At 58.7% G+C, this 26,833-nt stretch carries 21 protein-coding genes; 12 read left to right on the forward strand and 9 right to left on the reverse strand.

Annotated elements, in window-relative coordinates; translation table 11 throughout:
• Positions 1 to 84 precede the first annotated feature (84 nt).
• From AC1M2H_RS20540 to AC1M2H_RS20555, 4 genes are all read left to right on the forward strand, one after another.
• The gene (locus AC1M2H_RS20540) at positions 85 to 1,455 is read left to right on the forward strand and encodes a sucrose-specific PTS transporter subunit IIBC (protein WP_480148829.1); all 1,371 of its coding nucleotides are present in this window, start codon (positions 85 to 87) and stop codon (positions 1,453 to 1,455) included.
• Positions 1,455 to 2,864, forward strand: coding sequence for a sucrose-6-phosphate hydrolase (locus AC1M2H_RS20545; RefSeq protein ID WP_480148830.1), 1,410 nt, complete (start codon positions 1,455 to 1,457; stop codon positions 2,862 to 2,864). Before AC1M2H_RS20540 ends, AC1M2H_RS20545 begins: the two co-directional genes overlap by 1 nt.
• Before the next feature lie 21 nt (positions 2,865 to 2,885).
• Complete coding sequence (locus AC1M2H_RS20550) at positions 2,886 to 3,899, forward strand: LacI family DNA-binding transcriptional regulator (RefSeq protein ID WP_480148831.1); 1,014 nt, start codon at positions 2,886 to 2,888, stop codon at positions 3,897 to 3,899.
• 74 nt (positions 3,900 to 3,973) lie between these two features.
• On the forward strand, positions 3,974 to 4,501 hold the full coding sequence (locus AC1M2H_RS20555; RefSeq protein ID WP_480152301.1) for a hypothetical protein: 528 nt from the start codon (positions 3,974 to 3,976) through the stop codon (positions 4,499 to 4,501).
• Positions 4,502 to 4,505: 4 nt separating this feature from the next.
• Here AC1M2H_RS20555 and AC1M2H_RS20560 read toward each other — a convergent pair whose 3' ends face one another.
• Positions 4,506 to 5,435: a LysR substrate-binding domain-containing protein gene (locus AC1M2H_RS20560; protein WP_480148833.1), complete on the reverse strand. Its 930-nt coding sequence runs from the start codon at positions 5,433 to 5,435 to the stop codon at positions 4,506 to 4,508.
• Between the two features lie 207 nt (positions 5,436 to 5,642).
• Between AC1M2H_RS20560 and AC1M2H_RS20565 the strand changes: the two genes are divergently transcribed.
• The 7 genes from AC1M2H_RS20565 to AC1M2H_RS20595 are packed head-to-tail and all read left to right on the forward strand — an operon-like array spanning position 5,643 to position 12,059.
• Positions 5,643 to 6,557 (forward strand): branched-chain amino acid ABC transporter permease, encoded by a 915-nt coding sequence (locus AC1M2H_RS20565; RefSeq protein ID WP_480148834.1) that lies wholly within the window; start codon positions 5,643 to 5,645, stop codon positions 6,555 to 6,557.
• Between the two features lie 8 nt (positions 6,558 to 6,565).
• Positions 6,566 to 7,675: a branched-chain amino acid ABC transporter permease gene (locus tag AC1M2H_RS20570; protein WP_480148835.1), complete on the forward strand. Its 1,110-nt coding sequence runs from the start codon at positions 6,566 to 6,568 to the stop codon at positions 7,673 to 7,675.
• Positions 7,672 to 8,439, forward strand: coding sequence for an ABC transporter ATP-binding protein (locus AC1M2H_RS20575; protein WP_480148836.1), 768 nt, complete (start codon positions 7,672 to 7,674; stop codon positions 8,437 to 8,439). The genes AC1M2H_RS20570 and AC1M2H_RS20575 overlap by 4 nt, the downstream gene beginning before the upstream one ends.
• The gene (locus AC1M2H_RS20580; RefSeq protein ID WP_480148837.1) at positions 8,432 to 9,151 is read left to right on the forward strand and encodes an ABC transporter ATP-binding protein; all 720 of its coding nucleotides are present in this window, start codon (positions 8,432 to 8,434) and stop codon (positions 9,149 to 9,151) included. Before AC1M2H_RS20575 ends, AC1M2H_RS20580 begins: the two co-directional genes overlap by 8 nt.
• A 27-nt stretch (positions 9,152 to 9,178) precedes the next feature.
• Positions 9,179 to 10,336: a branched-chain amino acid ABC transporter substrate-binding protein gene (locus tag AC1M2H_RS20585; RefSeq protein ID WP_480148838.1), complete on the forward strand. Its 1,158-nt coding sequence runs from the start codon at positions 9,179 to 9,181 to the stop codon at positions 10,334 to 10,336.
• Positions 10,337 to 10,353: 17 nt separating this feature from the next.
• Positions 10,354 to 10,836, forward strand: a complete 483-nt coding sequence (locus AC1M2H_RS20590) for an L-2-amino-thiazoline-4-carboxylic acid hydrolase (RefSeq protein ID WP_480148839.1) — start codon at positions 10,354 to 10,356, stop codon at positions 10,834 to 10,836.
• The gene (locus AC1M2H_RS20595; protein WP_480148840.1) at positions 10,833 to 12,059 is read left to right on the forward strand and encodes a Zn-dependent hydrolase; all 1,227 of its coding nucleotides are present in this window, start codon (positions 10,833 to 10,835) and stop codon (positions 12,057 to 12,059) included. Before AC1M2H_RS20590 ends, AC1M2H_RS20595 begins: the two co-directional genes overlap by 4 nt.
• A gap of 48 nt (positions 12,060 to 12,107) precedes the next feature.
• Here AC1M2H_RS20595 and AC1M2H_RS20600 read toward each other — a convergent pair whose 3' ends face one another.
• The 8 genes from AC1M2H_RS20600 to cadC form a co-directional block, all read right to left on the reverse strand.
• A complete protein-coding gene (locus AC1M2H_RS20600; RefSeq protein ID WP_480152000.1) occupies positions 12,108 to 13,130 on the reverse strand; it encodes an ABC transporter permease in 1,023 nt (340 codons plus the stop codon).
• Positions 13,131 to 13,149: 19 nt separating this feature from the next.
• Positions 13,150 to 14,634 carry a sugar ABC transporter ATP-binding protein gene (locus AC1M2H_RS20605; protein ID WP_480148841.1) on the reverse strand — a complete coding sequence of 495 codons (1,485 nt, stop codon included), beginning with the start codon at positions 14,632 to 14,634 and terminating at the stop codon, positions 13,150 to 13,152.
• A 33-nt stretch (positions 14,635 to 14,667) separates the two neighbouring features.
• On the reverse strand, positions 14,668 to 15,591 hold the full coding sequence (locus AC1M2H_RS20610; protein ID WP_426812787.1) for a sugar ABC transporter substrate-binding protein: 924 nt from the start codon (positions 15,589 to 15,591) through the stop codon (positions 14,668 to 14,670).
• A gap of 524 nt (positions 15,592 to 16,115) precedes the next feature.
• Positions 16,116 to 17,633 carry a lysine--tRNA ligase gene (lysS, locus tag AC1M2H_RS20615; RefSeq protein ID WP_480148842.1) on the reverse strand — a complete coding sequence of 506 codons (1,518 nt, stop codon included), beginning with the start codon at positions 17,631 to 17,633 and terminating at the stop codon, positions 16,116 to 16,118.
• Positions 17,634 to 17,867: 234 nt separating this feature from the next.
• The gene (locus AC1M2H_RS20620; protein ID WP_480148843.1) at positions 17,868 to 19,340 is read right to left on the reverse strand and encodes a POT-type proton-dependent oligopeptide transporter; all 1,473 of its coding nucleotides are present in this window, start codon (positions 19,338 to 19,340) and stop codon (positions 17,868 to 17,870) included.
• 58 nt (positions 19,341 to 19,398) lie between these two features.
• Positions 19,399 to 21,546, reverse strand: a complete 2,148-nt coding sequence (cadA, locus tag AC1M2H_RS20625) for a lysine decarboxylase CadA (RefSeq protein ID WP_480148844.1) — start codon at positions 21,544 to 21,546, stop codon at positions 19,399 to 19,401.
• An 82-nt stretch (positions 21,547 to 21,628) separates the two neighbouring features.
• The gene (gene cadB / locus AC1M2H_RS20630; protein WP_480148845.1) at positions 21,629 to 22,966 is read right to left on the reverse strand and encodes a cadaverine/lysine antiporter; all 1,338 of its coding nucleotides are present in this window, start codon (positions 22,964 to 22,966) and stop codon (positions 21,629 to 21,631) included.
• Between the two features lie 365 nt (positions 22,967 to 23,331).
• Positions 23,332 to 24,846, reverse strand: coding sequence for a lysine decarboxylation/transport transcriptional activator CadC (gene cadC, locus AC1M2H_RS20635; protein WP_480148846.1), 1,515 nt, complete (start codon positions 24,844 to 24,846; stop codon positions 23,332 to 23,334).
• A gap of 603 nt (positions 24,847 to 25,449) precedes the next feature.
• Between cadC and AC1M2H_RS20640 the strand changes: the two genes are divergently transcribed.
• Positions 25,450 to 26,316: a GNAT family N-acetyltransferase gene (locus tag AC1M2H_RS20640; RefSeq protein WP_480148847.1), complete on the forward strand. Its 867-nt coding sequence runs from the start codon at positions 25,450 to 25,452 to the stop codon at positions 26,314 to 26,316.
• Positions 26,317 to 26,833 lie beyond the last annotated feature (517 nt).

Consider the following 26,833-nt stretch of genomic DNA (forward strand, 5'->3'; position numbering starts at 1 on the left):
CTGAAACCAGCTTAAAACCGCGGCATCAGTCCTCTGCTGCCGCGGAAATAAAACCAACAAATAATAATGAATTCAGAGGGTACTATGGATTTCGAACACATTTCCCACTCGCTGCTTCCGCTGTTGGGAGGTAAGGAAAATATCGCCAGCGCCGCGCACTGCGCCACGCGCCTGCGCCTGGTGCTGGTCGATGATTCGCTGGCCGACAAGAAGGCCATCGGCGAAGTCGAAGGGGTTAAGGGCTGCTTTAATAACGCCGGTCAGATGCAGATTATCTTTGGCACCGGCATCGTCAACAAGGTCTACGCCGCCTTTATCCAGGTTGCCGGGATCGGCGAGTCCAGCAGGTCGGAGGCCGCCAATATCGCGGCGAGAAAGCTCAACCCGTTCCAGCGCATTGCGCGCCTGCTGTCGAACATCTTCGTCCCTATTATTCCGGCTATCGTCGCCTCCGGCCTGCTGATGGGCCTGCTGGGGATGGTAAAAACCTACGGCTGGGTCGATCCGGGTAACGCCATCTATATCATTCTCGATATGTGCAGCTCGGCGGCCTTTATTATTCTGCCGATCCTGATTGGCTTCACCGCCGCGCGCGAATTCGGCGGCAACCCCTATCTCGGCGCGACCCTCGGCGGCATCTTAACCCACCCGGCGCTGACCAACGCCTGGGGCGTGGCCGCCGGCTTCCATTCGATGAACTTTTTCGGTCTGGAGATCGCCATGATCGGCTACCAGGGCACGGTATTCCCGGTACTGCTGGCGGTGTGGTTCATGAGCATCGTCGAGAAGCAGCTGCGCCGGGTTATTCCTGACGCCCTCGATCTGATCCTGACGCCGTTCCTGACGGTTATTATTTCCGGCTTTATCGCCCTGCTGATTATCGGCCCCGCCGGCCGCGCGCTGGGCGACGGCATCTCGTTTATTCTTAGCACCCTGATCGCCCACGCCGGCTGGCTGGCCGGTCTGCTGTTCGGCGGCCTCTACTCGGTTATCGTCATCACCGGCATTCACCACAGCTTCCACGCCGTTGAGGCGGGGCTGCTGGGCAACCCGTCGATCGGCGTCAATTTTCTGCTGCCGATTTGGGCGATGGCCAACGTCGCCCAGGGCGGCGCCTGTCTGGCGGTATGGTTTAAAACCAAAGATGCCAAAATCAAAGCCATCACCCTGCCTTCGGCCTTTTCCGCGATGCTCGGCATCACCGAAGCGGCAATATTCGGTATTAACCTGCGCTTCGTGAAGCCGTTTATCGCGGCCCTTATCGGCGGCGCGGCGGGCGGCGCGTGGGTGGTGTCGATGCACGTCTACATGACCGCGGTCGGGCTGACGGCGATCCCGGGCATGGCTATCGTGCAGGCCAGCTCGCTGCTGAACTATATTATCGGGATGGTTATCGCCTTCGGCGTGGCCTTCACCGTTTCCCTGCTGCTGAAATACAAAACGGACGCTGAATAATGTCACTTCCTTCACGTTTGCCGGCAATTTTACGCGCCGTGATGCAGGGCCAGCCGCGCGCGCTGCGCGATAGCCACTACCCGCAGTGGCACCTGGCCCCCACCACCGGCCTGATGAACGATCCTAACGGCTTTATCGAATTTGCCGGGCGCTATCATCTGTTTTATCAGTGGAACCCGCTGGCCTGCGATCATACCTTCAAGTGCTGGGGGCACTGGAGCTCAGCCGACCTGCTGCGCTGGCGGCATGAGCCGATCGCGCTGATGCCGGATGAAGAGTACGACCGCAGCGGCTGCTACTCGGGAAGCGCCGTCGATAACGCCGGCAAATTGACCCTGTGCTATACCGGCAACGTGAAGTTTGACGACGGCAGCAGAACCGCGTGGCAGTGCCTGGCGACGGAAAACGACGATGGCACCTTTAGCAAAATCGGCCCGGTGCTGGCGCTGCCGAAGGGCTATACCGGCCACGTCCGCGACCCGAAGGTCTGGCAGCATGAGGGCCGCTGGTACATGGTCCTCGGCGCCCAGGATCTGCAAAAGCGCGGTAAGGTGCTGCTGTTCAGCTCCGCGGATCTGCACCAGTGGGAGGCGGAAGGCGAAATTGCCGGCAGCGGCCTCAACGGCCTGCACGACGCCGGCTATATGTGGGAGTGTCCGGATCTGTTCCCGCTCGCCGACCGGCATATCCTGATCTGCTGCCCCCAGGGCATCGCCCGCGAGGCCGACCGCTACCTCAACACCTACCCCGCGGTGTGGACGGCGGGCCGCTTCGATTACGCCAGCGCCGGCTTTGACCACGACGCGCTTTATGAGCTCGATGCCGGGTTCGAATTTTACGCCCCGCAGACCATGCTGGCCGCCGACGGACGGCGGCTGCTTGTCGGCTGGATGGGAGTTCCGGACGGCGAAGAGATGCGCCAGCCGACCCTCGCCCAGGGCTGGATCCACCAGATGACCTGCCTGCGGGAGCTGGAGCTGCGCGACGGTAAGCTCTATCAGCATCCGCTGCGCGAACTGGCGGATCTACGCGGCGAGACCCGCGACTGGCAGGGGCCAGTCCTGCCGCTGGCGCCAATGGACATGGTCTTTGAGGTAGCGCCAGGCGACGAGCTGGCGATGGATTTCGGCGGCGCCCTCGGGCTCAACCTCGACGCCGACGGCATTCGCCTCGAACGCCGCAGCCTGACCTCCAACGAAGCGCTCTACCGCTACTGGCGGGGAGAGGTGCGCACGCTGCGGATTTTAAGCGATAGCTCAAGCATTGAAGTGTTCATCAACGACGGCGAAGGCGTGATGAGCAGCCGCTACTTCCCACAGTATCCTGGAGAACTGATTTTCAGCGGTGCGACGCCGGCCGCATTCTGCTACTGGCCGCTGCGGCCATGCATGGTAGAATCAGCGTTTTAATTTCTGGCGCATGCTGTCGTAATGAAAACCAAACGCGTTACCATTAAAGATATCGCCGAGCTGGCGGGCGTCTCGAAGGCGACCGCCAGCCTCGTGCTGAACGGCCGTGGCAAAGAGCTGCGCGTAGCGCAGGAGACCCGCGAACGCGTCCAGGCCATCGCCCGCGAGCAGCACTATCAGCCAAGCATTCACGCCCGCTCGCTGCGCGATAACCGCAGCCACACCATCGGGCTGGTGGTGCCGGAAATCACCAACTATGGCTTCGCGGTCTTCTCCCACGAGCTGGAAATGCTGTGCCGCGAGGCGGGCGTTCAGCTGCTGATCTCCTGCACCGACGAAAACCCGGCTCAGGAAAGCATGGTGGTCAATAATATGATTGCCCGCCAGGTTGACGGCCTGATCGTCGCCTCCTGCATGCACAACGACGCGGATTACCTCAAGCTCAGCGAGCAGCTGCCGGTGGTCCTGTTTGACCGCAGCCCCAGCGGCAGCAGCCTGCCGCTGGTGATGACCGACTCCATCGCCCCCACCGCCGAACTGATCTCACGGATCGCCCCCCGGCACGCAGAGGAATTCTGGTTTCTCGGCGGCCAGCCGCGGCTCTCGCCTTCGCGGGACCGGCTGGCCGGCTTTACCCAGGGGCTGGCGCAGGCGGGGGTTGAGCTCCGCCCTGAGTGGGTGATCAACGGCAACTACCATCCCAGCTCCGGCTACGAGATGTTTGCCGCGCTCTGCGCGCGGCTGGGGCGGCCGCCTCAGGCGCTGTTCACCGCCGCCTGCGGCCTGCTGGAAGGGGTGCTGCGCTATATAAGCCAGCATAACCTGCTGGATTCCGGCATCCACCTCGCCAGCTTTGACGATCACTATCTGTATGACTCCCTGTCACTGCGCATTGATACCGTCCAGCAGGATAATCGCCAGCTGGCCTGGCACTGCTATGACCTCATCAGCCAGCTTATCGACGGCGCCACCCCGGAGCCGCTGCAGCGCTATCTGCCGGCGACGCTGCAAATTCGTCACCAGGCAAAAATGTGAGCGGGATCGGGTAAATTCTTAAGCGCATACTGATTGCTGCAGGGAGGCTAATCAGTGAAGAAATATTCATATCCGTGGTTAATATCGGTCACCGTTTCCACCCTGCTGGTGATTTTTTTTGCCGTGGCGTGGCGTGGCGCGTTGAAATAGACCGGGAAACATTTCTCAATCCGGTCGTGATTCGCGACATGCTGTATGTCGCCTTAGCGCTGGCCCTGCTTATCATGGTCCTGTTTGTCTGGTTTATCATCCGCAAAGGCACCGCCGGCAACACGCCTCCCCGCCAGCTGTTCAGTGCCATTGGCGGCAGTTTTGTGATGGCGTTCGCCCTCGCCATGTTGATTCAGCATGTGATCCTCATCACCCTGACCTGGCTGCTGCCTGGAGAAGTATCTACCTACACCGCCCCCTACCGGTATACCTCCGGCAGCTCGCGCAGCTGTTCCGGGGCGTACGTTGAAGATCCAGGGCTACAAAAAGAAATCCGCATCTGCTATCCCTTTGGCTACTATCCCGCTGACAACCGGATTACGATTATTAAACGCAGCAACGCGCTGGGCATCGTGGTCCTGTATGCGCAAACGTCAACGGTCGATGACTAGTCGGCTATCCCAGCGCTTCGCTGCGCAGCCAGCTCTGCAGCAGCCTGCCGTTGGGGGTCATTTCGCTGTCCTGGCGCACGCACAGGTAGTAATCCCGGCCGTCATCGATCGCCGCGTCGAAGATTTTCACCAGCTCGCCGCTGTTGAGGTACGGCGCGATCAGCGGCTCGCGCATCAGCGCGCAGCCCAGCCCGGCCTGCACGCCGGCGAGGGTTAACAGCCCGTCCTCAAACAGCGTTCCCGTCGATCGCGGCGGGCGCTTCACCCCCTGCTGCACAAACCACTGGTTCCAGGTGCTGCGCTCCTCGTCATGCAGCAGCGGCATCTGCAGCAGCTGCTCCGGGGTATCAATATGCCCGTGCAGGCGGATAAACGCCCGGCTGCACACCGCCACCATTCGGCCGGAAATCAGCTTTTCGCTCTGATACCCCGCCCACCGCCCGTTGCCGAAGCGAATCGACATATCCGAGGCGTCGCTGAGGTAGTTGCGGTGGTTGGCGTAAACCACGTTGATTTCGGTCTGCGGGTTGGCGTGGACGAACGACGGCAGGCGAGGAATAAACCAGCCCATGCCAAACAGCGGGATCAGGCTGATCGTTACCTGCTGGCTCTGGACCTGATCGACCAGATGCTCGGTGGCCTGGCGCAGCACGTTAAACGCCGCGCGGATGGAGCGGTAGTATTCCCGCCCCTGCAGGCTGAGGGTCAGCCGTCGCCCCTGCCGCTCGGTAAGCGGGATCTGCAGGTATCCCTCCAGCACTTTCAGCTGGTGGCTGACCGCCGACGGCGATATCGCCAGCTCCCGGGCGGCGAGGGTGATGCTGCCGAGGCGGGCGATGGCCTCAAAGGCGCGCACCGCCCGCAGCGGCGGATCGTTGACCAGGCCGCTTTCCGTCCACTCTTCTCGCCCCGCTGACTGCTCTGTTTTTTTCATATATTGATTTTCTTAGCGCTAAATGAGATCCGATACCTTATTTAATTATATTAAATATCATAAAGATAGATAAATTCGCGATCATAATAAGAAAGAATATATCCGTATTTTACAATTTAATTCATTTATTGGATGGTAGCCGTAATTTGAGCACATTGTCGGGTAATTCGGTTGGACACTCTCATACAACAACTCATCAATGGCATCATGCTGGGAAGCATCTATGCCCTTATCGCGCTCGGCTACACCATGGTGTACGGCATCCTGCGCATCATTAACTTTGCCCACGGCGATATTCTGATGGTCGGCGCGCTGACAACCCTGTCGGCCATGAACGCGCTGCACGCCCATTTTCCCGGTCTGCCGCCGCTGGCCCAGCTGATCCTGGCGCTGATGCTGGCCACGATCGTGTGCGCGCTGCTGGCGATGGCGGTTGAGCGCTTCGCCTACCGCCGCCTGCGCCACGCCCCTCGCCTGGCGCCGCTGATCTCGGGGATCGGCGTGTCGGTGCTGCTGCAAACCGCGGCGATGATTATCTGGACCCGCAACCCGCAGATGTTCCCGCAGATCCTGCCGATGGATCCGATCGCCGTTACCCACGGCAGCGCGGCGCATCCGCCAGCGATCGTCACCGTGACCGGCATCGTCACCGTTGCGCTGGCCTTTGCGGTCATGCTCGGCCTGTGGCTGCTGGTGGAGTTTACCCGCCTGGGCCGCGGCATGCGCGCGGTGGCGGAGAACCCGCGCATCGCCACGCTGATGGGGGTGAACCCCAACGCCATTATCACCCTCACCTTCGCCATCGGCGGCGCGTTTGCGGCGCTGGCGGGGGTCATGATGGCCAGCAACTACGGCAGCGCCAGCTTCTCAATGGGCTTTCTCCCCGGCATTAAGGCCTTCACCGCGGCAGTGCTCGGCGGCATCGGCAATATTCGCGGCGCGATGCTCGGCGGCCTGCTGCTGGGGATCATCGAATCGCTGGGCGCCGGCTATCTCGGCGACCTGACCCACGGCGTCTTCGGCAGCAACTATCAGGATATTTTCGCCTTTATGGTGCTGATTGTGGTGCTGGTGTTCCGTCCCGCCGGTTTACTCGGCGAGCGCGTCGCGCATCGGGCATAGGAAAAAATATGACAACGGCACAACTCGTTGCGGCCCCCGCCGCCTCCCGCCGCTTCTGGTCCGGCATGGCCCTGTTTATCTGCGCGCTGCTGGTGGCGCCGATGGTCGCCAGCCAGCTCGGCGGCAACTACTGGGTGCGGGTCATCGACTTCGCCCTGCTGTACATCATGCTGGCGCTGGGGCTCAACATCGTGGTCGGCTACACCGGCCTGTTGGATATGGGCTTTATCGCCTTTTACGCCGTCGGCGCCTACCTCGCTGCGCTGCTGGCCTCCCCGCATCTGCTGGAGGCGTTCCCGCAGCTGCTGGCCTGGTTCCCGGACGGCCTGCACGCCTCCTGGCTGCTGATTATTCCGCTCGCCGCGCTGGTGGCGGCGGGCTGCGGCATCGTGCTGGGCGCGCCGACCCTCAAGCTGCGCGGCGACTACCTGGCTATCGTCACCCTCGGCTTCGGCGAGATTATCCGCATCCTGATGCGCAACCTCGATCGCCCGGTGAATATTACCAACGGCGCAAAGGGCATCTCCGGCGTCGATACGCTCAGCCTGTTCGGGCTGAAATTCAGCGGCGTCTACCACTGGTTCGGCGTTAAGGTTCCGGCGCTGTGGCTATGGTACTACCTGCTGATGCTGGCGATCGTGGCGATTATCTTTGTCTGCCTGCGCCTGCAGCACTCGCGGATCGGCCGCGCCTGGCACGCCATCCGCGAGGATGAGGACGTTGCCCGGGCGATGGGCATTAATCTGCGTAACTATAAGCTGCTGGCCTTCGCCATCGGCGCCTCGTTCGGCGGTGTCGCCGGGGCGCTGTTCGGCGCCTTCCAGGGGTTCGTCTCCCCCGAATCCTTCACCCTGCAGGAGTCGATTGCGGTGCTGGCGATGGTGGTGTTCGGCGGGATGGGGCATATCCCGGGCGTTATCCTCGGCGCCGTGCTGCTGACCGCCCTGCCCGAGCTGCTGCGCAGCCAGGCCGCCCCGCTGCAGCAGGCGCTGTTCGGCGAAGTATTGATTGATCCGGAAATTCTGCGCCAGCTCTTTTACGGCCTGGCGCTGGTGCTGGTGATGCTGCTGCGTCCGCAGGGCATCTGGCCCGCCGGGCATAAAGGAGGTAAGGCATGAGCCTGCTCAGCGTCAGCCATATGTCGAAGCGCTTCGGCGGCCTGACGGCGGTCGATAACGTCTCGCTCGCCATTAACGAGGGCGAAATCTACGGCCTGATCGGCCCCAACGGCGCGGGTAAAACCACCTGCTTTAACCTGATAACCGGGCTCTATCCGGCGGACAGCGGCGAGTTCGCCATTGCCGGTGAGCCCTACTTCCCGAAGAACATTGAGAAGGTCACCGCCGCCGGCATCGCCCGCACCTTCCAGAACGTGCGGCTGTTTAACGAAATGTCGGTGCTGGAAAACGTGATGGTCGGCCGCCACGTGCGCACCCGCAACGGCCTGTGGGCGGCGCTGAGCCGCCACCGCCGCGCCCGCGCCGAAGAGGCGCAAACCCGCGAGCTGGCGTGGCACTGGCTGGAGTATACCGGCATCGCCCAGTTCGCCCACTATCGCGCCTGCGACCTCGCCTACGGCCACCAGCGGCGGCTGGAGATTGCCCGCGCCCTCGCCACCGACCCGCGCCTGCTGGCGCTGGACGAGCCCGCCGCTGGGATGAACGCCGCCGAAAAGGTGGCGCTCGGCGAGCTGCTGCTGCGCATCCGCAACGACGGCAAAACGCTGCTGATGATTGAGCACGACGTCAAGCTGGTGATGGGGATCTGCGATCGCCTGATGGTACTGGACTATGGCAAAACGCTGGCCAGCGGCACTCCTGAAACCGTACGCCGCGATCCGGCGGTGATCGCCGCCTGGCTGGGAGGAAGCGCGCATGTCTGATCTATTAACCGTCAGCGGTCTGGGGGTGCGCTACGGCGGCATTCAGGCGGTACGCGAGGTGTCGTTTAGCGTTAAAGAGGGCGAGCAGACCACGCTTATCGGCGCCAACGGCGCGGGCAAAAGCTCCACCGTCCGCGCGGTAACCGGGCTGGAGTCGTTTAGCGGCGACATCTTCTTCAACGGCAGGCCGGTACGCCAACGCCGGGCCGAAGCGCTGCTGCGCGAAGGGCTGGTGATGGTGCCGGAAGGCCGCGGCATTTTCGCCCGCATGACGGTGCTGGAAAACCTGCATATGGGCGCCTGGCTGCGCCGCGACGGCGCGGCGGTTAAGCGGGAGATGGACGATATTTTCAGCCAGTTTCCCCGCCTCGGCGAACGCCAGCATCAGCTGGCCGGGCTGCTCTCCGGCGGCGAACAGCAGCTGCTGGCGCTGAACCGCGCCCTGCTCAGCCGGCCGCGGCTGCTGATCCTCGACGAGCCGTCGATGGGGCTGGCGCCGCTGATGGTAGAGAACGTTTTTCGCGTGATTGCCACCCTGCGCCAGCGCGGCGTGGCGCTGCTGCTGATCGAGCAGAACGCGCGCCTGGCGCTGGAGGCCACCGACAGCGCGTGGGTGATGGACAGCGGCAGCATCGTTGAGCGCGGCCCATCGCGGGCGCTGCTGGCCGACGACCGCATAGCGCAGATTTATTTGGGCGAAATGCCCGTTTAACACACCAACCAACATCAGGGAAAAGCAATGAAAACAGCAAAAATCAGCGCCCTTGCCGCCGCTATTGTGCTCAGCGGTTTTGCCTCATCCGCCGCGTGGTCCGCCGCCGACGAAACCGTCACTATCGGCCTTGCCGGCCCGCTAACCGGCCCTTCCGCGCGTATCGGTAAGGATCTGGAAAACGGCGCTCAGCTGGCCATCGACGATATCAACAAGCAGCACCCGACGATCGGCGGCAAGGCGGTGACCTTTAAGCTGCAGTCGGAGGACGACCAGTCCGACCCGCGCACCGCGGTGGCCGTGGCCCAGCGCCTGGTGGATAACGGCGTGGCGGGAGTAGTCGGCCACTGGAATACCGGCACCAGCATTCCGGCGGCGCGGGTCTATCACGACGCCGGGATCGCCCAGGTCGCGCCGGTGGCGACCGGTCATGCGTATACCAAACAGGGCTTCGATACCAGCTTCCGGGTGATGGGCCACGACGATGACGGCGGCCAGTTCGCCGGCCAGTACGCGGTGCAGACCCTGAAGGCCAAACGCATCGCGGTGATCGACGATCGCACCGCCTTCGGCCAGGGCCTGGCGGATGAGTTTATTAAGTCGCTGAAGGCCCAGGGGATCGATATCGTCGATCGCCAGTACGTCGATGACAAAACGGTGGACTTCAGCGCCGTGCTGACGGCGATCCGCAGCAAAAACGCCGATCTGATCTTCTTCGGCGGCGTCGATAGCCAGGCCGCGCCGCTGGCGCGCCGCATTAAGCAGCTGGGGCTCAGCGCCACCCTGATGGGCGCCGGCGGCTTCGTCAGCCAGACCTTCCTGCAGCTGGCGCAGAAAGAGGGCAACGGCGTGGTGGCGCTGGAACCGGGGCTGCCGGTGGAGCAGATGCCGGGCGGCAAGGCCTTTGAGCAGGCCTATCAGTCGCGCTATCACACCCATATCGAGCTGCACGCGCCGTTCGCCTACGACGCTACCCGGGTACTGGTCGCGGCGATGGAAAAAGCCGACTCCGTCGATCCGGCGGTCTACCTGCCCGCCCTGCGCGCCATCAGCTACGCCGGCGTCACCGGGCAGATCGCCTTTGATAAAGAGGGCAACCTGAAGTCGCCAACCTTTACCGTCTACAAAGTGGTCGACGGTAAATGGCAGCCGCAAACCGTGCTCGGTGGCGGCGCCGCGAAGTAACGCAGTGAGGCAATGTGATGAGTGAAAATAACGAGCTGGGCATTCTCGCCCGCCGCAAAATTGAAGCCGAGATTATTAAGCCGATTTACGACATCCTGGTGCGCGAGATAGGCAAAGCTCGCGCCCAGGCGGTCATCGGCGAGGCGATTGAAAACGCCGCCATTGAGGCGGGGAAAGCCTTCGCCGCCAAAGAGCCCAACGGCGCGGATATTCAGAGCTTTGTCGCCCTGCAGTATCTGTGGGAGAAGGACAACGCGCTGGAGGTCACCGTGCTGGACGCCGACGACCGACAGTACAACTACAACGTTAACCGCTGCCGCTACGCCGAGATGTATCACGAAATGGGCCTCGGCGAGATTGGCCACCTGCTCTCCTGCGCCCGCGACGACAAGTTTATCGTCGGCTACGCGCCGGAGGTTGAGCTAACCCGCACGACGACCATTATGCAGGGCGCACCATGCTGCGATTTCCGCTACCGCGTAAAAAAGGACCCATCATGATAACCGTCAACGGCCAGCGCCTGTGGGCAACGCTTAACGAAATGGCGACCATCGGCGCGACGCCCGCCGGCGGCGTCACCCGGCTGGCGCTGAGCGAAGAGGACCGCAGGGCCCGCGATCTGCTGCGCGACCGGGCGCTGGCGGCGGGGTTTGACTGCCGGGTCGACAGCATGGGCAATATGTTTATTCGCCGGGCGGGGAAAAACCCGGCGCTGGCGCCGGTACTGACCGGTTCGCACGTCGACTCCCAGCCGCTGGGCGGCCGCTATGACGGTATTTACGGCGTGCTGGCGGGTCTGGAGGCGCTGCGGGTGCTTAACGAACGCGGCATCGAGACCGAGCGCGATATCGTGCTGGTGAACTGGACCAACGAAGAGGGCGCGCGCTTTGCCCCGGCGATGCTCGCCTCCGGCGTGTGGGCCGGGCAGTTCAGCGAAGCCTGGGCGCTCGCGCGGGAAGATCGCGTCGGCGTCAGCGTCGGCGCGGCGCTGGAGGCGATCGGCTATCGCGGCCCGCACCCGACGGCGGCGTTTCCCCTGCACGCCTGCTACGAGGTGCATATCGAACAGGGGCCGATTCTGGAAGACGAAGGGATTGATATCGGCCTGGTGCACGCGGCGATGGGCCAGCGCTGGTTCAATATCACGCTGACCGGCTTCGCCGCCCACGCTGGCACCACGCCGATGGGCAGCCGCCGCGACGCGCTGACCGCTTTTGCCGAGCTGGCGCTGGCGGTAGAAGGGATTGGCGTCGCCCACCAGCCCGACGGCCGCGCGACGGTCGGCACCGTACAGGTGACGCCGGGGTCGCGCAACGTGGTGCCCGGCCGCATTGAATGCAGCGTTGAGTTTCGCCACCCGCAGAGCGACGCCCTCGAAGCGATGGAGCTCGCGCTGCGTCGCGCCGCCGCGGCGCTGGGCCAACGCGGCGTGACGGCAGAGGTCGAGCGCATTTTTGACTACGCGCCCATCGCCTTCGATCCCGACTGCCTGGCGCGCAGCGAGCGGGCCGCCCTGGCGCTCGGCTATAGCGCTAAACGGATGGTTTCCGGCGCCGGGCACGATACCTGCTACGTCAGCAAGGTGGCGCCCGCCAGCATGATCTTTATCCCCTGCGAGAAGGGGATTAGCCATAATGAGACGGAGAATATTCTGCCCGCCTGGGCCGAAAAAGGGGCCAACGTCCTGCTGCACAGCCTGCTGCTGGCGGCAAACGAGGCGTAGCCCCGCGTGCATAAAAACCAATGGCCCGCGGCGGGCCATTTTTACAAGCTAGTGTTTTTTACGGTTGCGGCGCATATCGATGGTCACCGCGGCGACGATAATGATGCCTTTAATAATATCCTGCACGTAGGCATCGACGCCGACGAAGGTGAAGCCGCTTTTAATCAGCCCCAGAATCACCGCGCCAATCAGCGTTCCGGTAATCCGCCCGACGCCGCCCATCAGGCTGCTGCCGCCGATCACCGCGGCGGCGATGGCGTCCAGCTCGTAGGACATCCCCATGCTCGACTGGCCGCTGCTGACGCGCGCCGCCAGCACCACGCCGGCGAGGCCGGAGAGCGCGCCGGCAATGGTATAAACGATGACCAGGTACTTGTTGACGTTGATGCCGGAGACTTTCGCCGAGGTCATGTTGCCGCCGATGGCATAGACGTATTTACCGTAGCGGGTATGCTTTAGCGCGACGTGAAACAGCGCGGCGATGATAAAGAAAATAATGACCGGCATCGCCCCCTGCCCCACGGCGGTAAAGCTGTCGGACAAGAAGCTAATCGGGTTGCCCTGGGTGTAATACTGGGCGAGTCCGCGGGCGGAGACCATCATCCCGAGGGTGGCGATAAACGGCGGGATACCGGTGCGGGTCACCAGAAAACCGTTGGTCAATCCGCAGAGCAGGCCGACGCCGATCCCGGCCAAAACGGGGATCGCCGCCGGCAGGTTGACCAGCGCCGGAAACATCGGCGTCAGGCTGTCCGAGGTCTGCGCCAGGCTCGCCGCCACCACCGCAGCGAGAGCGATAACCGAACCGGAGGAGAGGTCAATCCCGGTGGTAATAATCACCTGGGTCACCCCCACGGCGATAATACCGATGATCGCCACCTGTAAAACGATCAGCACCAGGCGGTTGCTATTCATTAAAAATGATTGGTCGCGAACGAACCAGCCGGCAATTTCAAACGTCAGAGCAATCACCACCATGACGATAAATATTCCGGTATCTTTCGGCAACTTATGCCGTAGCTGACTCAAGAAAGAGGATTTCTCATTTACGGGAGCTGCGGTCAGTTTCATATTGCTCATTCTCTACGCCTCAATTGGATGCCAACGACAAAATGGTTTCCTGATCGGCCTCGTCTTTTTCAAGGATGCCGGTAATCCGCCCTTCGTGCATGACCATCACGCGGTCGCTCATCCCGAGGATTTCCGGTAGTTCAGAAGAAACCATAATCACCGCGACGCCACGGTTCGCCAGTTCGCTAATCAGATGGTAAATTTCAGCCTTCGCCCCCACGTCAATACCGCGGGTCGGCTCATCGAGAATTAATATTTTGGGCTGGGCTAAGAGCCAGCGGGCAATCAATACTTTTTGCTGATTACCGCCGCTGAGGTTATTAATAATTTGATCCATCGTCGGAGTTTTAATATTCAGACGGCGGATCTGCTCCATGCAGTCTTCCGCCATCTTCATATGCTTAACAAACCCGCTTTTGCCGACATATTCCGGCATATTGACGATGCTCATATTCTCCAGCACCGACAGGACGAGGAACAGGCCGGACTTTTTGCGATCCTCGGTCAGCAGCGCCATCCCCTTTTCGATGGCCACGGAAGGCGAGTCGATCTTCACCGGGACGCCATCAATCAGCACCTCTCCGGCGTCAAAGCTCTCCATGCCGAACAGACACTCCATCACCTCGCTGCGCCCGGCGCCGACCAGCCCGGCAACGCCGAGGATTTCGCCGCGGCGCACGCTGAAGCTGACGTCATCGAAGTAGCCCCTGCGCGACAGATTGCGCACGCTCAGCACATCCTCGCCGATCGTATTATTGAATTTTGGGAACAGCTGGGTTAATTCTCGCCCGACCATCTGGGTAATCAGCGACTGGCGGGTGTACTCCGCCGTCTGCTGGCTGGCCACCCAGCTGCCGTCGCGAAAGACGCTGATTTCATCGGTAATTGCAAAGATCTCATCCATCTTGTGGCTGATATAGATGATCGCTTTGCCCTGGGCGCGGAGGTCGCGAATAATCGTAAACAGGTGCGTCACCTCCCCCTCGGTTAATGCCGAGGTCGGCTCATCCATAATCACGATATCGGCGTTCCACGAGACCGCCTTGGCAATTTCCACCATCTGCTGGGCGGCGATGCTAAGATCGCCCACCAGCCGATCGGCGGCGAGGCGGATATTGAGCTTATTCAGCAGCGCCTGGGTCTGGCTCATTAGCTGGCGATGGTCGACAAAGCCGTACTTCATCGGCTCGCGGCCGAGCCAGATATTTTCCGCCACCGTCATATGCGGCACCAGATTAAGCTCCTGGTGGATCATTGAGATCCCCGATCGCAGCGCGTCCATCGTGTCCTGAAACTGCACCGGTTGGCCTTTCACTTTTATCGCGCCCTTATCGGGACGATAAATCCCGATAAGGCACTTCATTAGCGTCGATTTACCGGCCCCGTTTTCGCCCATCAGCGCGTGCACCGTTCCCGGACGCACGCGCAATGAGACATTATCGAGCGCCTTCACGCCGGGAAAGAACTTGCTGATACCTTCGGCTTCTAGGGCAAAAGCGTTCATAGATCAACCTCCGTACCGCTGGGCCTGGAATGGTTATTTTTGGTTGCGGCTGACGAAATCAGACATGTTTTCTTTGGTAATCAGCTGGTAGGGGACGTCGATGAATTTTTCGACCTTCTCGCCGTTGGCCAGCTTGATAGCGGCGTTGACAGCGCCTTCACCCTGCCCTTTGGCGTCCTGGAAGATCGTGGCGATCATCTTGCCGTTTTTGAGCATCTGCAGCGCGTCGGGGGTGCCGTCCACGCCGGCGATCAGAATATGGTTCGGGTTGCTGCCCAGCGCCTGCAGCGCGCCGATGGCCATTTCATCATTGTTTGAGGCGATGGCCTGGATATCTTCCCCGCTGGTCATCCAGTTGCTCACCACGTCCACCGCATCGTTACGCATAAATTTGGCGGTCTGCTTCTGCACGATTTTGATATTCGGGTATTTTGCCACCACCTCTTCCACGCCCTTCGTCCGGTCGCGGGTCGATTCATTCGCCAGATCGCCCAGCAGGATCGCGACGTTGCCCTTACCGTTCATCGCCTTCGCCAGCGCTTCCATCTGCAGGCGCCCGGCGAGGACGGAATCCGAGCCGACGTAGGCCATTTTGTCCGTCAGCGGCAGCTGCGGGCGGCGGTTAACGAACACCAGCGGGATACCGGCTTTGGTTGCCTGATCTATAATCGGTTTCACCGCGTTGGTGTCGACCGGGGCAACAATGATGGCATCCACGCCCTGGCCGATGAAGTTCTGGACCTGCTGCAGCTGCTGCGCCACGTCGCCCTTGGCGTCTTCAACCTGCGACTTAACGCCATCTTTTTGCATCTCTTTTTGCATAGCGGTGCGCAGGATCGTCAGAAAGTTATCGTCAAAAAGCGCCATCGACACGCCGACGGAGATATCTTTTGCCATTACAACCGCAGGCAACATACAGGCTAACAAAGAGGCAACAATTGTTTTCTTGATATTCACAGTTGATCCTTGAGCGTCGTTGATACGCCAGTTTATTGAGATAAATGAAAAATTCATTTCATAAAAAACGGGTCAAACACCTGTCTGTCCTTCGGCCGGAGAACGCGTCTCCGCCAGCGCCGTCGGCTCACCTTTCGCCAAAAACTGCCGAAATCGGTTGATTTATAATGAATTATTAAAACAGTAGTTCATTAACCATCTATGCCTGTGGCCACAACATTTCAGTCAGTTTTTTTCATTAACAACACATTTGAAACTTTTATAATTAAATAACTGAAATGAAAATTTTAAAACCACGCAGTTACAGAACTTTGACAGATATCTAACATTGCTACATAAACGAGCGAAAAATGAGAGGCAACCGGCAGTTTACTCACCTGCCGGAGGGACGGGACTGGCATTCAGCAGGAGATGATTTTCATTGGGGAATCATTCATGGATAGACACTGGAAAGATGCGGCGCCGGACACACAAAAAAGCCCCGGGACGCCAACACGCCCCGGGGCTTTGCTTTTTGCGGCCGGTTATTTCTGCGGACGCATCGCCGGGAACAGGATCACGTCGCGAATGGTGTGGCTGTTGGTAAACAGCATCACCATCCGGTCGATACCGATGCCGAGGCCGGCGGTCGGCGGCAGGCCATACTCCAGCGCGGTCACGTAGTCTTCGTCGTAGAACATCGCTTCGTCGTCGCCGGCGGCCTTGGCGTTTACCTGATCGAGGAAACGCTGCGCCTGGTCTTCGGCATCGTTCAGCTCGCTGAAGCCGTTGCCGATTTCACGTCCGCCGATGAAGAACTCAAAGCGGTCGGTGATTTCCGGGTTGACGTCGTTGCGCCGCGCCAGGGGCGAGACTTCCGCCGGATACTCGGTGATGAAGGTCGGCTGAATCAGGTGCGCTTCCGCCACTTCGTCAAAAATTTCGGTGACGATGCGGCCCAGACCCCAGCTCTTCTCCACGCTGATGCCGATGGATTCGGCGATCGCTTTCGCCGTGTCGAAGCTATCGAGATCCGTCATCTCGGTTTGCGGACGGTATTTCTTGATCGCCTCGCGCATGGTGAGTTTTTCAAACGGCTTGCCGAAGTCGAAAACCTGGTCGTCGTACGGCACTGCGGTTTTACCCAGCACGGTCTGCGCCAGGGTGCGGAACAGCGACTCGGTGAGTTCGATCAGGTCTTTATAATCCGCGTACGCCATATAGAGTTCCATCATGGTGAACTCGGGGTTGTGGCGCACGGAGATACCTTCGTTACGGAAGTTGCGGTTGATCTCGAAGACGCGCTCAAAGCCGCCAACGACCAGCCGTTTCAGGTACAGCTCCGGCGCGATGCGCAGGTACATGTCCATGTCCAGCGCGTTGTGGTGGGTGATAAACGGACGAGCCGACGCGCCGCCGGGGATCGCCTGCATCATCGGGGTTTCAACTTCCATAAAGCCGCGATCAACCATGAACTGGCGCATGGTCGCGAGGATCTGCGAGCGCACTTTAAAGGTGTGGCGCGAGGCGTCGTTGGCGATCAGATCCAGGTAGCGCTGGCGATAGCGCACCTCCTGATCCTGCAGGCCGTGGAATTTGTCCGGCAGCGGGCGCAGAGCCTTGGTCAGCAGGCGCAGCTCGCTGCAGTGGATCGACAGCTCCCCGGTCTGGGTTTTGAACAGCCTGCCGCGGGCGGCGACGATATCGCCGAGATCCCACTTTTTAAACTGCTCGTTGTAGACGCCTTCCGGCAGATCGTCACGCGCCACGTACAGCTGGATGCGGCCGCCCACGTCCTGCAGGGTAACGAAAGAGGCTTTCCCCATGATACGGCGGGTCATCATGCGGCCAGCCACGGAGACCTCAACGTTCAGGGAGGCGAGCGCTTCGTTCTCCTTGCCGTCGAATTCCGCGTGCAGCTGGTCAGAGGTATGGTCGCGGCGAAAATCGTTCGGGAACGGAATACCCTGCTCACGCAGCGCAGCCAGCTTTTCACGACGCGTTTTCAGTTCATTATTAAGGTCAATTGCCTCATCGGCACTTTGTGCTTGTTGTTCAGACATGTTGGTTCCTCATAACCCTGCTTTCAAACTTGCTTCGATAATTGAGCCAGGTCACTCTTCGTCCCGGGCGACATCGCCGGAGAACAATATTAAACAACCTGGCCTAACTTCCGGCCGATCTCACTCAGCCATCGCTTAACTAACGATTTTTTGTCTCAGGCTTACGCTCCAGTCAGAATATCCTCCTCCTGATTATTGAACGGTGCAAGGAGCGCATTTGCGTTAACCTCCCCCTCAGGCGCCGCCGCCGGGAACTTCACCGGCGGCACGACGTCGGCCCAGGCTGAAGGTGGCGGCAAACGCCAGCAGCACGATCGCCGCCACGCAGCCGAGCGTCCATTCGCCCATTTGCGAGAAAAAGTGCTGCCAGGGGGCAATGGCCGTTTCGCTGATTTGTGATTCGGTGGTCCGCTGCGCCACCATCCCCGCCAGCCAGTTGGCGACCGCGCCGGTAGCCAGCATGTAAATCCCGGTCAGCATCCCGGTCACCCTAGGCATGTTGAGGCGGGTGATCTGCGCCATCGCCACCGGGTCGATAAACAGCTCGGCAAAGCCCATCAGCGCCAGCCCGCCGACCATCAGCCCCATTGAGGCCTGCCCGTCGACGGTGGCGTGGCGCGCGTTAAGCGCCAGCAGCATAAATCCGCAACCCATCAGCAGCAGGCCAAAGGCGAATTTCAGCCACACCCGCAGCGAGGAGCGGGTAGCGCCCTCCGGGCGCATCAGCCACGCCAGCAAGACGCCCGCCGCCATCACCGCCACCGCGTTGACCGACTGGAACAGCGCCGTCGGCACTTCAATATTCAGCAGTCGCCGGTTAACGAAGTGGTCGATAAACAGGCTAATCGAACTGCCGCCCTGCTGCGCCAGCACCCAGAACAGCATGCCGGTCAGCATCAGCAGCACGATTTGCCCCAGCGCGCGGCGGTGCTGCGGGGAGGCGATCATGATCCGCGCCACCATCTGGGCGGCAAAGGCGCAGACGAACGCCAGCAGATAGCCGGACCAGTCATTTTCCAGCAGCAGGGTAAAGAACACCGGCGCCACGCACAGCATCACCGCCAGCCAGCCCCAGGCCGGCAGCACGAACGTCACCGCCCGCAGCGCCTGCCTGTCGACGCCGCGGGTATGACGGAAGTAGCGGCTGCCGCTTAAGAAAATCAGCAGGCCGATAAACATGCCGATCCCCGCCAGCGCAAAGCCGAAATGCCAGCCGTACCGCTGGGCGGTCAGCCCGCAGGCAATCGGCGCGGCGATGGAGCCCACGTTCCCCGCCGCATAGAGCAGCGAGAAGCCGCCATCGCGGCGACGGTCGTCAACGGCGTACAGTTCGCCAAGCAGGCAGCTGATGTTGGATTTGAACAGGCCATAGCCGCAGATAATGATCGCCAGCGCGAGGTACAGGCTCCAGGTTGCGTCGGATTCGACGCCGAGCACCACGTGGCCGAGCGTCATCAGCAGCGCGCCGGCAATGACCGCCGTGCGGTTGCCGAGCAGGCGGTCGGCAAGCCAGCCGCCGAGAATAGGGGTAACGTAAACCAAAGAGGCGTAGGCGCTAAATAGACTGATGGCGCGGCCGTCATCAAAGCCAAGCTGATGGGTGAGATAGAGGATAAGTAAGGCACGCATGCCGTAAAAGCTGAAGTATTCCCAGATTTGAATCGCCACGATGTAATAGATCGCGCGCGGCTGTGAGGGTGTTTTCATGAGGTCTCCTTGCAGCGTGAAAAAGGGAAGCGGCAGGCCACTTCCCTCGGAGCTTCAGTTACTTGGTGTTTTCGTCTTTCAGCACCTTAACGGTGTAGCGACCATCCGCCTGACGATATGCGCCGTGGATATCGGTTTCGAAGCCCGGGTAGTGGGCGCCGATTTCGCACAGCATCTGCAGGAATTCCAGCACCGGACGGCTCTCTTCGGCGATCATTTCCCCCGGCATAACCAGCGGCACTCCCGGAGGATACGGCAGGATCATGTTGGCATTAACGCGACCGACCATCTCGTCGAGATAGACCTCTTCCGTCTGACCGTGCAGCTCTTTCTGGAACGCGGCGTACGGCGTGACCACCATTTTTGGCAGCACTTCGAACGCGCGGAACATCAGGTCCGGCAGGTTGTGATGCTCAACCAGTTTGTGAATGTTCTGCGCCAGCTCCTGAACGCGCATGTTTTCATAGAATTCAGGATCTTCGCGGTACAGAGACGGCAGCATATTTTTCACGCGCAGGTTGAGGTCGAACGCGCGTTTGAAGTCGGTGAGCGCGCGCAGCAGGCTCAGGGCCTTGGTTTTGTCGATACCGATGCTGAAGAGGAACAGCAGGTTGTACGGACCGGTTTTCTCCACCACGATGCCGTGTTGGTCGAGGTATTTCGCCACGATGCTGGCCGGAATACCGAACTCATCCATGGTGCCGTCTTTTTTCATCCCCGGCGTCAGCAGAGTGACCTTAATCGGGTCGAGGTACATGTGCTCGTTATCAATGTTTTTAAAACCGTGCCACGCGCTGTCTGAGCGCAGCGGCCAACATTCAGCCCCGTCGATATGCTCCGGCTGCCATACGTCGAAGAACCAGCCTTCGGACTCGCTTTTCAGACGCTTGATCTCTTTTCTGAACTTGATGGAACGTTCGATAGAGCCGTCGATCAGGCGCTTGCCGGCGTTGCCTTTCATCATCGCCGCGGCGGTTTCGGTGGAGGCCACGATCCCGTAGTGCGGGGAGGTGGTGGTGTGCATCATATAGGCTTCGTTGAAGGTCTCTTCATTGATATCGCCTTTCACGTGGATCATTGAGGCCTGGGAGAACGCCGCCAGCAGCTTGTGGGTGGACTGGGTTTCGTAGATGATTTTCCCCTCCACGCGGCCGCCGCTCATCCCGCATTTGCCGGCATAGATCGGCGAGAAGTTGGTGTAAGGCACCCACGCCGAGTCAAAGTGGATGGATTTGACGTCGAGGTTTTTCTTGATGAAGTCGGTGTTGTACAGCAGGCCGTCGTAGGTGGAGTTGGTGATCACCGCGTGCACCGGCCAGGTGGCGTTCGGGGTCTCTTTAACGCGTTTTGCGATGGTCGCGTGCTGGAATTCGCTCTGCGGGATCCCGCCGAGAATACCGTAGGCGTTACGGGTCGGGCGGAAGTAGATTGGCGTAATGTCGCTCATCATCATCAGATGGGTCAGCGATTTGTGGCAGTTACGGTCAATCAGCACGGTGCTGCCGGCCGGTGCGGAGTACATGCCGACGATTTTGTTGGCGGTCGAAGTCCCGTTGGTCACCATGTAGCTGCGCTCGGCGTTAAATACGCGGGCGATATACTCTTCCGCTTCCTTATGCGGGCCGCTGTGATCCAGCAGAGAGCCAAGCTCGGAAACCGAAATCGAGATATCTGATTTCATGGTGTTCGGGCCAAAGAAGTCGTAGAAGATGCTGCCGACCGGGCTTTTCTGGAAGGCGGTACCGCCCATGTGGCCCGGGGTACAGAAGGTGTATTTGCCTTCACGCACGTATTTGAACAGCGCCTTGGTCAGCGGCGGCAGAATCGCATCGATATATTCATCGGTGTTCTGTTTGATTTTGTCGGCGATGTCGTCAGCCGCGCCCAGCGCATATTCGAAGAAGCGAACCTGCATGCGCAGATCGTTGAGGCTGACGTCCAGCGTGGAGTAGGTGTTGGCGAAAGCGTACAGCGGCATATATTCGTTGAGTTTGCTGATCTCTTCGCACAGTTCGAGATTGTATTTATCCCAGTCGAAGATAACGCCGCACAGGCGGGAGTTGTTTTCGATAAGTTTCAGTAAATCTTCGCGGTCGTTCGGATAGACAATGCGGAAGTCCAGGCGTTCAAGGGCGCGGTGCAGTTCACGGATAGGCTCTTCTTTAAAGTAGACGCCCATGTGATTCATGATTGCGATAACGTTCATAGTCAAATCTCCGGATAAAGAAAGCCCCTCCCGTCACGTGGTGACAGGTGCAGGAAGGAGCTCCAGGAAAAGGGGTTGCTGATTAATGCGCGCCGGCGGTAGAGCTTTCAGCGGCGTCATTGGCATGCTGGCGCTGGTGCATTTTGCGGCCGTAGAACATCAGGATAATCAGGCTGACGATAAAGGTACCGGCCAGTTCGAAGGAGCTTGCCCCCATCAGGGCGATGAAGCAGAAGCCGCAGCCCAGAACTGAACAGATCAGGCTCACCAGGTTGCGAATGTTGATGCCTTCGAAGCGAATCAGGTCCACGCAGGAGTAGAAGTAAGGCAGCATGGTCAGCAGTACCGCGATACCGGTCAGCTCGCCGAACAGGTCAGAGGCTTTACCGCCGCTGGAGTTCATCAGGGTAATCAGCACCATCAGCACGGTCATTTTCACCGCCGCCAGCAGCAGGCCTTTTTTCGGATTACCGTTGCTATCAAGCTCGCCGTAGATTTTCGGGAAGTTGCCGTCGTTGGCGGCGCGCACGCCGGCCTGGCCAACCAGCATCATCCAGGAACCAAGAGAGGTCAGGCAGGCAAAGGCGGTGAAGGCGGAAACCATCGGAGCGGCCCAGCCACCGAGCATAGTTGAAGCGCTAATGGCGAACGGCGCGCCGGATGCGGCCATCTGGGCTGCGGGGTACATCCCGGCAATCACCTGAGTCGCGGCGATATAAACGATACCTGCCAGCGCGGTCCCCAGCATGGTGGCCAGCGGCACGGTACGTTTCGGGTTGTTCACCATCCCGGTGCTGACGGCGGCGGATTCGACGCCGACGAAGGCCCACAGGCACAGCAGGATACTTTTGATGACCGCGTGGCTGTCGGTGGTGGCGGAAGTGTTCCAGTTGGCCTGATAGGTGGCGGCGTCAAACCAGTGCCAGCCGACCACCGCCGTCATCACCACCGGAATTAATACCAGCACCAGCCCAATGGTCGTCAGGCGGCTGACCCAGGTTCCCCCGAGCATATTAACGAAGGTAAATACCCAGACGATCGCAATACAGGCTATACCGGCCGGAACCGGGTTATTTAATATAGGGAAGAATGTCGACAGATAAGAGACGGCGGTAATCCCGATCGCCAGGTTACCGATCCAGTTAGCATGGTAATAAAGCACCCCGGTCTGGAAGCCGAACGCCGGAGATATTTCACCAGCGTACGCAATAGGGCCGCCCTGCTGCGGATTTTTGGTCGCCAGTCGGGCATAAACATAAGCCAGAGACATTGCGCCAATAATAGAAATCACCCACCCCCAGATAGCAATTGAACCAATACTGGCGAGGTTCGCGGGTAATAGTGCAATACCGCTCCCCATCATATTCCCGGCAACCACGCCGGTACAGGCAAATAGCCCGATCTTTTTGGCAGAACTCATGTTTGCTTTTCTCCTAAGTTTATTTTGGAGGTACAGATCATGATCGTGAACCTTTTATTGACCCGACCAACTGCCAGCCAGATTACTGACTCAAAGGAGATAAGTCCTAAAGATAAAGTGAAATAACGGCAAACGTCAGACAAATGATATTTTGACCTTTTTGGATTAACATATCAGGATGACAGGTTGATATCACAAAAAGATAAACATCATTAAATTACAGTAAGTTAGGGCCAGATATCGGTATTGGAAATATGTTGCACACGGCAGCTAAGCTGCCGCATAGATATAACAATCACCGGACTCATGAGAAACATAAGTTTAACCTCAGCGAACCTGAAACCATGCCCGTGATGAGGGTTTACTTATTCTGAAGAGAGGAAGTTATCGAGATATGGCACAACGCGGGTAACCGAGGTCTGGAATACCGCATTTTCAATCCAGTAAAAGGTGTTTTCGCCCGGCCGTAAATTAAAGGCCGTCAGGTAGGAATCGGCGGCTTCCCGGTTCTCGCCCTTCATTTCGTAGACTTTACCCAGCAGCACGTAATTCATCCACGACATTTCCAGGTCGATGCCGGTATTAATCGCGTGATACGCTTCGTCGATTTTTCCCTGTCCCAGCATATCAACCGTTTTAATTTGATAAAACACCGCCAGATCTTTAATACCCGGCATATCGCCAACCCGGTTTATTTCCGCATACAGCGCCGCGAGCTGCCGTTCATCCAGCGGCTGTTGCGAATGGCGTAATACATCCACCAGCGCCTTTTCCGCATACGCATAGGAAAAGTCAGGCGCCTGGCTAATCACGTCATCGAGCAGCGCGCTGGCTTTGCCTAATGAGTCGACATCTCCGTTCATTAATAGCTGATGCGCCTGGTAGAAGTGGGTCAGCGCGACGCTCTGCGACGGCTGGTACTGCTTAAGCATGGCCTGCATGCGCTCCGGCCACGGCTGCTTCAGCGCTTCCGACAGGCTGTTCAGCAGATCGTTTTGAATCGACAGCTGGTTGTCGCTGGTGATGAAGTAGCGCTTGTCCATCATGGTGGAACCGTCGGCGTTATCCACCATCTGCACCGACATAAAGCACTGCTGGGCGCGATAGTGCCGCTGGTTGACGAACTCAATGGTCAGGGTTTTACCCGAGCTGCTCGGCTCGTTGATGTTGTAGTTGGTTTTGTCATGCACCATAAAGGTGGAAAAAGTATTCAGCGAGGTGGTGACCAGGCTGCCAAGCCCCACCGCGTAGGAGTGCTGGGAGGCCCAGTTGGTGCAGGAGTTGCCGTTAAGCAGGTGGATATCGATATCGCGCGGGTTTAGCAGCAGACGGGCTTTATTGACCGGCGGGCGCGATTCGATGCTCGACAGCGCCACCAGCGCTACGCAGGTTGCCAGCGCCAGCAGGAACAGTCCCCAGACGATAAAGGTGCTGATCCGCTTACGTTTCTCGGTTCTGGTTGGAGGCGGAACGTCGGGCGCGGCAGGCGAAGATGGCGCCGCGGCTTCCGGCGGCGCGAGAGGAGACAGAAGCGGCGTCAGCTCCTCCTCCTCCTCCGTACACCAGATGACCGGCACCGTTAGCTTATAGCCGCGCTTCGGTACCGTTGCGATATATTCGAGGCTGCCGTCGTCGCCGTCCTTCAACGACTTGCGCAGTTCCGAAATGCTCTGAGTGACAACGTGGCTGGTTACAACGTTGCGCGTCCAGACGTTATCGATAAGCTCGTCTCTGCTGAGCACTTCGCCAGGATGGCGGGCAAAGAAAACCAGAAGATCGATCAAGCGCGGTTCAAGAGTGAGCTGGCGTCCCTTCCGGCTAATTTGGTTAACAGAGGGGGCAACCAGCCATTCTCCTACGCGAACAGCGGGTTGTTGCATAAAAAGGGCCCAAACGAAAAGGGAAAGGCGCGATGATACCACATTTACCCAGGCAATTTATGATAGGGGTCATGACCTTGAACACGTTATATCGCTCTGCGTTTATTAAATTTAGCCATTTTTTGTTTTTAGACAAAGTCAGCAATAGCTCATTAACACTTTTGTCATTTCATTAAAAATAGGCGCGAACTATTCTGCGTCCACCATTGATTTCGCGTCCGTTCCGCGAGGCGCGATGGTTTACGCGCCGGCGGCGAACGGGCAGATGACGGGTTAGCGGCAGGGACCCGGCGCCGGCTCCAGCGCCGCAATATCCTCCCCGAACGGCAGCCTCTTGCGGCAAACATTGCGGTTCAGCGCACGCTGACGAATGCCGGTGCATCGCCTAAATCGTCGGTCCCTCGCGCAACGACCTCCACAGAATCGGCAAAGCCCTTTATTTACTGTGACCGAGCCAACGTCCTGAGAAATGACTGCGGACCGCGGGGTGTACAAATATCGTGAACCGTTCATACTTAACTGCATAGATGAGTCATTGATTTTAATATTAAATTAGCATCAGCACTGTCGTGTAGCACAATAAATAAAAAGGAACACCGGCCAATGAAATACAAATTAGTCAAACAGGTTATGGATAATGATGCCTTAAGAAATAGCTTCATTGACCTGGCTATTAAGACCTTTGATCTATCATTTAAGGAGTGGTACAAAAAAGGCTACTGGACCGGGTCATACATTCCCTATGCTTTCGTTGATAATAATAAAGTGATTGCTAACGCCTCCGCCAACATCATCGACCTCAAGTGGCAAGGGAAGACGCTTCACTATATCCAGATCGGCACCGTAATGACCGATACCGACCATCGCGATAAAGGCCTCGCGACGCAGCTGATTAACCATATTCTCGATGACTGGAAAGAGAAAGCCGATGCGATTTTTCTGTTTGCTAACTCCACAACCGTCGATTTCTATCCGCGATTTGGTTTCGCGCAGTACGATGAATATCAATATACCCTGCCGGTGACGCCGAGCCCGGGCGACTTCCGCCGGCTTGATATGGATAAAGAGAGCGATGTGGCGATCCTCAAGCACTATTATGAGAAATCCAATCCCTTCTCTCAGCTCTCGGCACATAATAACTTCGGCCTGCTGATGTTCTACTGCTCGGCGTTTATGAAGCACTTCGTCTACTATTCGGAAAAAAATCGCGCCGTGGCCATCGCGATGCAAAACGACCGCGCGCTGATCTGCTTTGATATTTTCTGCGACGCCGGCGGTTCGATGTCAGCCATCATCAATGAACTCGCCGACCAGCGAACCCAGCTGGCGATTTTAGGCTTCACCCCCGTTGAAGGTCGTATCGGCGAGTATGAAAAAATCGAGGGCGACGACTTTTTATTTATCTATACGGCCAAAGAGAACATTTTTAAGGACAACAGGCTGATGTTCCCGACGCTATCGCACGCCTGAACCGCCGCGGCCCGCTGGCTTTGCGCGGCGGGAAATCCTCTCATGAGGGCCCATGAGGGAACAAAACCGGGACAACGCGGGGAGAAAGCGGCGAGTGAACGCCCCCGCAGCCCTTGATAATTTATCGCCATCACTAATCACGGCGCGTTATTTTAATTAATAGCGACGGACCGTTTTAAATAACCGCGCAATAAGGCGTAAATAGAGTTGACTTCATCTCTGGCCTCATAGAGGATCCCCTAATTACAAGCTATCTTTACGGCGCCGGCGAAAGTGAACGGTTTATTCCGCTGCATCATAGGTCGAAACGGAGGGCGTCAGCCCTTAAGATCGCCTACAAACATAACCTGCATTAAATACAATTAAAAATGTCAATGATGTAAATCAGCATCTAAAGAAAAATAAGAAATAAAAAGATATTAGTTTCAATGATTAAAATAACCGCCACCCTCACTAAAGATTACTTAAGATAAATTAACTACCCGAAATAATATCACCCGCCTTATCATTTTTATCC

Source organism: Klebsiella sp. F11 (assembly GCF_056712265.1).